Origin of the sequence: Pseudomonas sp. SJZ080 (assembly GCF_007828295.1) — a bacterium.
GTDB classification, from domain to species: domain Bacteria; phylum Pseudomonadota; class Gammaproteobacteria; order Pseudomonadales; family Pseudomonadaceae; genus Aquipseudomonas; species Aquipseudomonas migulae_A.
In genome coordinates this window covers 346,734-354,154 of record NZ_VIUK01000004.1, presented here as the reverse complement: position 1 = coordinate 354,154, position 7,421 = coordinate 346,734, and the positions used below count along the sequence as shown (strand labels likewise).

Genomic DNA, 7,421 nt, shown 5'->3' with positions numbered 1-7,421 from the left:
AAAACTGCGTAACTCTTTGTTTATCAAGGAGTTTTCCGTTTCGACTGCGCCGGAAGTGGGGCGAATTATAGACTTCCAGAATCTGCCGTCAACCCCTGATTTAGCTTTTCTATCAGGAAGTTCAAAATCACCGCTTATATATAGACGCGCCCGCCTTGAATGCGCAGTATATTGCCCAACACTTGAAACAACTCTTTCGCTCCCTGCCTTGGACGATGCCACGCAATGAATGACCAGCCTCGCAGCCTTGCCTCGACCCTGTTCTCGGTGGGCCTGCTCTTAATAGCCATGGCGTCGATACAGTCTGGAGCTTCCCTGGCCAAAAGCATGTTCCCTGTTATCGGCGCTCAAGGAACGACGACCCTGCGATTGATCTTCGCCAGCCTGATCATGATCGTGCTTCTGCGCCCGTGGCGGGCGAAGCTCACCACAAAGTCCCTGCGTACCGTCATCGTCTACGGAATGGCGCTGGGCGGCATGAACTTCCTCTTCTATATGTCCTTGCGCACCGTTCCTCTGGGCATCGCGGTAGCGCTGGAGTTCACCGGCCCCTTGGCGGTCGCCATCTATGCCTCGCGTCGAGCGATCGACTTTTTGTGGATCGCCTTGGCCGCCATCGGATTGATGCTGTTAATACCGACAGGAGCAACAAGTGCCAGTCTTGATCTGCTTGGTGCGGGCTATGCCCTGGGTGCCGGTGTCTGCTGGGCGCTATATATCCTTTTCGGCCAGAAGGCCGGTGCCGACAACGGCGTACAGACTGCCGCACTGGGGGTGATCATCGCCGCGCTGTTCGTCGCGCCTATCGGCATTGTTCATGCGGGCGCCGCGCTGCTGACGCCATCGTTGATCCCTGTGGCCATCGGCGTTGCCATCCTGTCCACCGCCCTGCCGTATACGCTGGAGATGGTCGCCCTGACCCGAATGCCGGCCCGCACGTTCGGAACACTGATGAGTATTGAACCAGCGATCGGCGCGCTGTCAGGTTTACTGTTCCTCCATGAGTTCCTTTCACTGTCACAGTGGATGGCTATCCTGTGCATCATTCTGGCTTCCGTCGGCGCGACCATGACCATGGGAAGCGCCGCCAAGCCCGCCGTTGCGGCGGATTGATACAGGATTTGACGAAGCTCTGGTATTTACCGCGCATTTAGGCCATGTTTAGGCCCGCAACCCAATGTCATACATGGACTTTTCAAGATAGGGATATCAGAGACGCTTCGAGAGAAAGCGAGTGCAGCCAGACCCGGGCACAAAGATCCGGGGACGCTTTAAGGACAGCAATGAAACGAATTTTTATACTGATCGCCGTACTTGCAGTTGCGGGCTGCGCGGCGACATCGGAAACCCATACCAAACGTGGCAAGAAAGGGTTGCATGTCAACTGTTCCGGGCTCTCGTCATCCTGGGACAAGTGCTACACCAGCGCCGCCAATTCGTGCGCGCCGAAGGGATACAAAGTCATCGCCAAGTCCGGAGATGGCGTGGAAGAACCGGGCGATTACCCGTTTGGTCTCAATCCCGCCGGCTATACCAGCCGCAGCATGATCGTCATCTGCAAATAGGTTGATGCCGTCTCTTCAGGTTCGCGGGCCTGCAATCTGACGGCCAATCTCGTCGTAGCTGGACTTCAATACCGTGCGCTGAATCTCTGGGGTAGCGAGCATCCGCGCTACAACCAACGCACCGATGCATTGCGACAGAATGGCCCATGCCAGGCTGTCACTCTCCAGAATCTGCGCCCAACGCTCCTGAAGCCGACAAATCCATTTCTCTGCCTGCTGGCGAATCACCAAGTCTGAACGAGCTATTTCCGCGCCCAATGCCGGCAACGCACAACCGGATTCCGGATGTTCGACATGGGACATGCTCAGGTAGTGCTTCAGGCAGCGTTCGAGCTTTTCACGACCCTGTTTCGCCCCGAGACGTTCCAGACTTTCACACAGCTCTCGCTCGACGATTGAAGCGAACAGTTCATCCTTCGACGAAAAATGACTGTAGAACGCTCCGCCACTCAAGCCAATTGCCTTCATCAAGGCATCGACACCGACCGTAGAGAAACCGGACTTCTTCGCCGACACCGCACTGCTTTCAAGCAGCTTTTCCCTGGTTTCCAGTTTGTGACTGGCCGAGTAACGCATTGCCTTTCCCTCAGGATTGATCGTCTTGACGCCTGCCGAATCGTAGCATAACGTTCGTTTAGTTAACGATCGTTCATCAAAGGGATCTACCCATGAATAACAAGAAGGTCGTACTGGTTGTTGGCGCAGGTGATGCCACGGGCGGCGCTATCGCCAAACGTTTTGCTCAAGAAGGTTTCGTCGCGTGCGTTACCCGGCGCAGCGCCGACAAACTCCAGCCGTTGGTGGACACCATTAATGCTGTTGGCGGTGAAGCCCATGGCTTTGCCTGCGACGCGCGCAAGGAAGAGGACGTGATTGCGCTGGTCGAGCAGATTGAAAGCCAGATCGGCCCCATCGAAGCGTTTGTGTTCAATATCGGCGCCAACGTGCCGTGCAGTATTCTCGAAGAAACCGCTCGCAAATATTTCAAGATCTGGGAAATGGCCTGCTTCTCAGGCTTTCTCAATGCCCGTGAAGTGGCCAAGCGCATGGCCAAACGTCAACGGGGCACGATCCTGTTTACCGGTGCTACCGCCGGTATGCGTGGCGCGGCAGGTTTCGCGGCGTTCGCTGGCGCCAAGCATGGTATTCGCGCGCTGGCCCAGAGCATGGCCCGCGAACTGGGGCCGATGAATATTCACGTCGCTCACGTCGTCGTCGATGGCGCGATCGATACCGATTTCATTCGGGATACGTTCCCTGAGAAGTATGCGACCAAGGATCAGGACGGCATCCTCAATCCCGAGCACATTGCCGAGAATTATTGGTACCTGCACAGCCAGCCTCGCGATGCCTGGACCTTCGAGCTGGATCTGCGCCCCTGGAGCGAACGCTGGTAAAGCCCTCCCTACAACAATAATCAGAGAGCATCGACCATGAGCAAAGCCGTGGAGTTCTACTTCGACCTAGGCAGCCCCGCCACCTACCTGGCTTACACCCAACTGCCGAAAATCTGCGCGCAGACCGACAGTCAGCTGATCTACATTCCAATCCTGCTGGGGGGCATCTTCAAAGCCACCGGCAATGCTTCGCCAGCGACCATCCCGGCCAAAGGCCTCTATATGTTTCAGGACCTGGACCGTTACGCCAAACGCTATGGCGTGCCGCTGAAGTTCAATCCCAACTTTCCCATCAATACACTCATGCTGATGCGCGCGGTCACCGGCATGCAACTGCGCCATCCAGAACGCTTCCAGGCCTTTATCGACTGCCTGTTCCGTGCGATTTGGGTTGAGGGTCGCAACCTCGCTGACCTGGCGACCGTCGCCGCCGTGCTGACGCAGAACGGCTTTGATCCCACTGAAGTGCTGGCTCTGACGGCTGATGAAGACGTCAAAGCCACGCTCAAGAACAACACCGAGAAAGCGGTGCAACGAGGCGTGTTCGGCGCACCCAGCATGTTTGTCGATAACCAGCTGTACTTCGGCCAGGATCGACTGGACTTCATCCGTGAAGCCTTGGCTTAAATCTCGATGACCAACCGCCCCTGAGCCGCGCCCGAAGCGAGCAGCTCATGGGCGGCCTCGGCGGTTTCCAGTGTGAACGTCCGAGGATCCATCAATGGCATCAGCTTGCCCGCCTCTATCAACCGCGCCGTCTCGCGAAGAATCTCCCCGTGATGCTCGCGCCCGACACCGGTGAGCAGCGGCAACAACGTGAACACGCCCGAATACGTTGCCCCGCGAAACGAAAGCGGCGCCAGACTGTGCTGCCCCCAACCGAGGCAACTCAACACATGGCCGTGATACAGCCGCGCCGCCTTGAATGATGCGTCCAGGGTTTCGCCACCGACCGTGTCATAGACGATATCGAAGCCCTCCCCATCCGTATGCTGCGCTACATATTCCTCGACCGAAGACTGGCGATAATCGATAAACGTCGCGCCGAAACCTTCAATGATTGCCTGCTTCCCTGCCGAACCTGTAGCAAACACCTGAGCACCGAAGGCCCGGGCAATTTGTATCGCTACATGACCTACACCACCCGCCCCACCGTGAATCAGCACCTTCTGGCCCGGCCGCACCCGCGCCCGATCCACCAATCCTTCCCACGCAGTAATCAGCACCAGCGGCAAGCCCGCCGCTTCACGCAGGCTTAAATTGCCTGGCTTGCGCGCCAGCAACCGGGCATCGACCGCTGCGTATTCCGCCAATGAGCCCTGCGCACCGCCAATTCCGGTGGCCATGCCATAAACCTCGTCGCCCGGCAGCCATCCGGTTACACCCTCCCCCACAACTTCAACAATTCCCGCCAGATCGATGCCCACTGTCGCCGGCAACGGCTGACGTGCATGAGCCGCCTGGCCGGCGCGGATTTTCCCGTCCAGCGGGTTCACCCCGCTGGCCTTGATCCTGACCAGCACCTGCCCCGCTTCGGGCACCGGTCGTTGAATGGAGGCCAAGCGTAGCGGTGCATTAGCCGAGTCGACAATCAGAGCGCGCATTTCAATCAAGTCAGTCATTTCGCCTATTCCCGTCAGAGGTGTCTGTGGGATAAATCTTCCTCCTGTTCACTCATACCGATAAGACGCCATATAGCTATAGTAAGCATGCCTATTTGGCATCAATGAGAAACCCCGTGGACAAACTCAATGCAATGGCGATCTTCGTCCGAGTCGTCGAACGCGGCAGCTTTTCTGCCGTTGCCCGAGAGATGCGGACCAGCCAGCCAACCATCAGCAAAGTGTTAAAGGCGCTGGAAACCGAACTGGGTGGAAAACTGATCGCCCGCAGCACCCGTCAGCTTTCCCTGACCGATGAAGGTCAGCGCTACTACGATGAATGTCGACAAATCCTCGCGGCCGTCGATGCAGCTGAGCACAGCTTCCAGTCCGGCAGGGAGCGCATTGCCGGTCACCTGCGCATCGGTTCGTCGGTGAGTTTCGGGCGCTTGCAGATTGCCCCGCGCCTGACGGAATTTCTGACACGCCATCCCGGCATCGAAATTGATCTGCAACTGAGTGATCAAAACCAGGACCTGGTCCGCGAAGGGCTGGACGTCACGATCAGAATCGGCGAGCTGCACGACAGCGGCCTGATCGCCCGCCACATCGGCACCACTCATCGAGTGACCGTCGCAGCGCCGGACTACCTCAAGCAACACGGTCAACCGCGATCACCGGAAGAACTGAGCGGGCACAACTGCCTGCAGTTCAACCTGCTGAACAGTCAGAACCTGTGGAGTTACGACAAAGATGCCCAGCGCCACGAAGTGCGGATCAAGGGCAACGCACAAAGCAACAACTCGGAGGCGATCCGCGAGATGGTGTTAGGGGGACTGGGGATTGCGCTGTCGCCGGTATGGCTGTTCAGCGAGGATTTGAAAGCCGGGCGAGTGATGGCGATCCTGCCGGACTACATTGCGCAGTCGTTGCCGATCCATGCCGTGTCCCCGGCGAATCGTCGCCAATCCGCCAGGGTCAAAGCCTTCGTCGATTACATGAGCCAGGCGCTGCAATCAGCGCCTGAACTCAGGCCGATCAGATAGCGGCCGTTCGAGTGTTCAACCACTCCAGCGCTGCGCCGTCGAGCAACGGACTCAAGCGTTCGCGCACCTCGGCGTGGTACGCGTTGAACCATTGTTTTTCGTCCGACGTCAGCAGCGACGGCTCGAGGCAGCGGGTATCAATCGGGCACAGGGTCAGGGTTTCGAATTTCAGGAACTCGCCGAATTCACTCTTGCCCGCTTCACGGTTCAACACCAGGTTCTCGATCCGTACGCCCCAGCGGCCCGGACGGTAAGTACCCGGCTCGATGGAGGTGATCATGCCTGGTTGCATCGCGGTTTGTGGTGCCGCCGCGGCTTGGTAGGCAATCACTTGCGGCCCCTCGTGAACGTTGAGGAAGTAGCCGACGCCGTGCCCGGTGCCGTGACCGTAATCGACGCTTTCCGCCCAGATCGGCGCACGGGCGATGGAGTCCAGCAACGGCGACAAAATGCCCCGAGGGAATTGCGCACGGGACAGCGCAATGACGCCCTTGAGCACTCGCGTGCAATCGCGCTTCTGCTCATCGGTTGGCGTACCGACCGGCACCATCCGCGTGATGTCGGTGGTGCCGCCCAGGTATTGGCCACCGGAGTCGATCAGCAACAGACCGTCGCCTTCGATCACCGCGTGCTCTTCTTCAGTGGCGTGGTAATGCGGCATCGCACCATTGGCATTGAACGCGGCAATGGTGTTGAAACTCAACGACACGTAATCCGGACGACGGGTGCGCGCTGCGGTCAGGTGTTCGTCGATGGTCAGTTCGGTGATGCGTTCACGGCCCCACGCCGACTCCAGCCAGGCGAAGAATTCGCACAGCGCCGCGCCATCCTGCTCCATGGCCTTACGGATGTGCTCGGCATCGGCCAGGCTTTTCTGCGATTTGGCCAATGTCGTCGGGTTCAGGCCTTCGACCAGTTTCACGCCGCTGTTCAGGTTCTCCAGCAAACCGGCGGTGACGCGTGCCGGATCGACTTGCAGGCTCGCGCCGCTCGGCACCGCACGCAAGGCGTCGGCCACTTCGCTGTAGTCGCGCAGGGTTACGCCGTCCTGTTCGAGGATCGCGCGCAGCTCGGCGCTGACTTTGCTCAGGGCCACGAACAGGGTGGCCTGTTGCTGGCTGATCAGCGCAAAGGAAACGAACACCGGGTTGAACGACACATCGCCGCCGCGCAGGTTGAACAGCCAGGCGATGTCGTCGAGGGTGGCGATGAAATGCCAATCGGCCCCCCGCTCTTTCAACACCTCGCGCAGGTTGGCGAGTTTCTCACCACGGCTGACCGTCGCCTGAGGCGGCAAGTGCTGATAGATCGGTTCGTTGGGCAGCGTCGGGCGATCGCTCCAGACTGTGCTCAACAGATCGATGTCGGTACGCAGACGGGCGCCGCGCTCCTCCAGTTTGCCACCCAGCGTACGCGCCGAGGCCACGGCCATCACCGCACCGTCCACCGCGACGACGCCGCCTTCAGGGGTTTGCTCGGCCAGCCAGTCCAGCGGCCCGGGCTGACCCGGTTGCAGCTTGACCAGTTCGATGCCACTGCCCTTGAGTTCCTTGGTCGCTTGCTCCCAATAACGGCTGTCCGCCCAGACGCCGGCGAAATCCGGTGTCACGATCAGCGTGCCGACCGAACCGTGGAAACCCGACAACCATTGCCGCCCCTGCCAGTAACCCGGCAGGTATTCCGACAAGTGTGGGTCGGCCGACGGCACCAGCAGGGCATGAATGCCCTCCCGACTCATCAGCTCGCGGGTGTGCGCCAGGCGCTCGGGCACCGATCCGTTGATCGAAGGCTGCGTACTCATCATGTCTCCTG

General features: G+C 59.1%; 9 protein-coding genes. 6 read left to right on the top strand and 3 right to left on the bottom strand.

Features of this window, described 5'->3' with window-relative positions; all coding sequences use genetic code 11:
- The 3 genes from FBY04_RS32520 to FBY04_RS08775 form a co-directional block, all read left to right on the top strand.
- Positions 1-229 (top strand): hypothetical protein (locus FBY04_RS32520; RefSeq protein ID WP_218571653.1); only part of this gene is annotated, 229 nt, incomplete at its 5' end.
- Positions 226-1,113, top strand: a complete 888-nt coding sequence (gene rhtA, locus FBY04_RS08780; protein ID WP_084323504.1) for a threonine/homoserine exporter RhtA — start codon at positions 226-228, stop codon at positions 1,111-1,113. The genes FBY04_RS32520 and rhtA, both read left to right, overlap by 4 nt.
- Positions 1,114-1,283: 170 nt before the next feature.
- A complete protein-coding gene (locus FBY04_RS08775) occupies positions 1,284-1,565 on the top strand; it encodes a hypothetical protein (protein ID WP_145314994.1) in 282 nt (93 codons plus the stop codon).
- Positions 1,566-1,580: 15 nt separating this feature from the next.
- Here the strand turns inward: FBY04_RS08775 and FBY04_RS08770 are convergent, their stop codons facing one another.
- Positions 1,581-2,141: a TetR/AcrR family transcriptional regulator gene (locus tag FBY04_RS08770; protein ID WP_145314993.1), complete on the bottom strand. Its 561-nt coding sequence runs from the start codon at positions 2,139-2,141 to the stop codon at positions 1,581-1,583.
- A gap of 92 nt (positions 2,142-2,233) precedes the next feature.
- On the opposite strand from FBY04_RS08770, the gene FBY04_RS08765 reads away from it, so the two are divergent.
- Together FBY04_RS08765 and FBY04_RS08760 are read left to right on the top strand one after the other, a co-directional pair.
- Positions 2,234-2,962 (top strand): SDR family oxidoreductase, encoded by a 729-nt coding sequence (locus FBY04_RS08765; protein WP_145314992.1) that lies wholly within the window; start codon positions 2,234-2,236, stop codon positions 2,960-2,962.
- A gap of 36 nt (positions 2,963-2,998) precedes the next feature.
- Positions 2,999-3,589, top strand: coding sequence for a 2-hydroxychromene-2-carboxylate isomerase (locus tag FBY04_RS08760; RefSeq protein WP_145314991.1), 591 nt, complete (start codon positions 2,999-3,001; stop codon positions 3,587-3,589).
- Here the strand turns inward: FBY04_RS08760 and FBY04_RS08755 are convergent.
- Positions 3,586-4,584, bottom strand: coding sequence for a zinc-dependent alcohol dehydrogenase family protein (locus tag FBY04_RS08755; RefSeq protein ID WP_145314990.1), 999 nt, complete (start codon positions 4,582-4,584; stop codon positions 3,586-3,588). The two genes, FBY04_RS08760 and FBY04_RS08755, sit on opposite strands and share 4 nt — an antisense overlap.
- 104 nt (positions 4,585-4,688) lie before the next feature.
- Between FBY04_RS08755 and FBY04_RS08750 the strand changes: the two genes are divergently transcribed.
- The gene (locus tag FBY04_RS08750; protein ID WP_178118264.1) at positions 4,689-5,609 is read left to right on the top strand and encodes a LysR family transcriptional regulator; all 921 of its coding nucleotides are present in this window, start codon (positions 4,689-4,691) and stop codon (positions 5,607-5,609) included.
- On the opposite strand, the gene FBY04_RS08745 is transcribed toward FBY04_RS08750, so the two are convergent.
- Positions 5,602-7,410, bottom strand: coding sequence for an aminopeptidase P family protein (locus FBY04_RS08745; protein ID WP_145314988.1), 1,809 nt, complete (start codon positions 7,408-7,410; stop codon positions 5,602-5,604). The two genes, FBY04_RS08750 and FBY04_RS08745, sit on opposite strands and share 8 nt — an antisense overlap.
- Positions 7,411-7,421 lie beyond the last annotated feature (11 nt).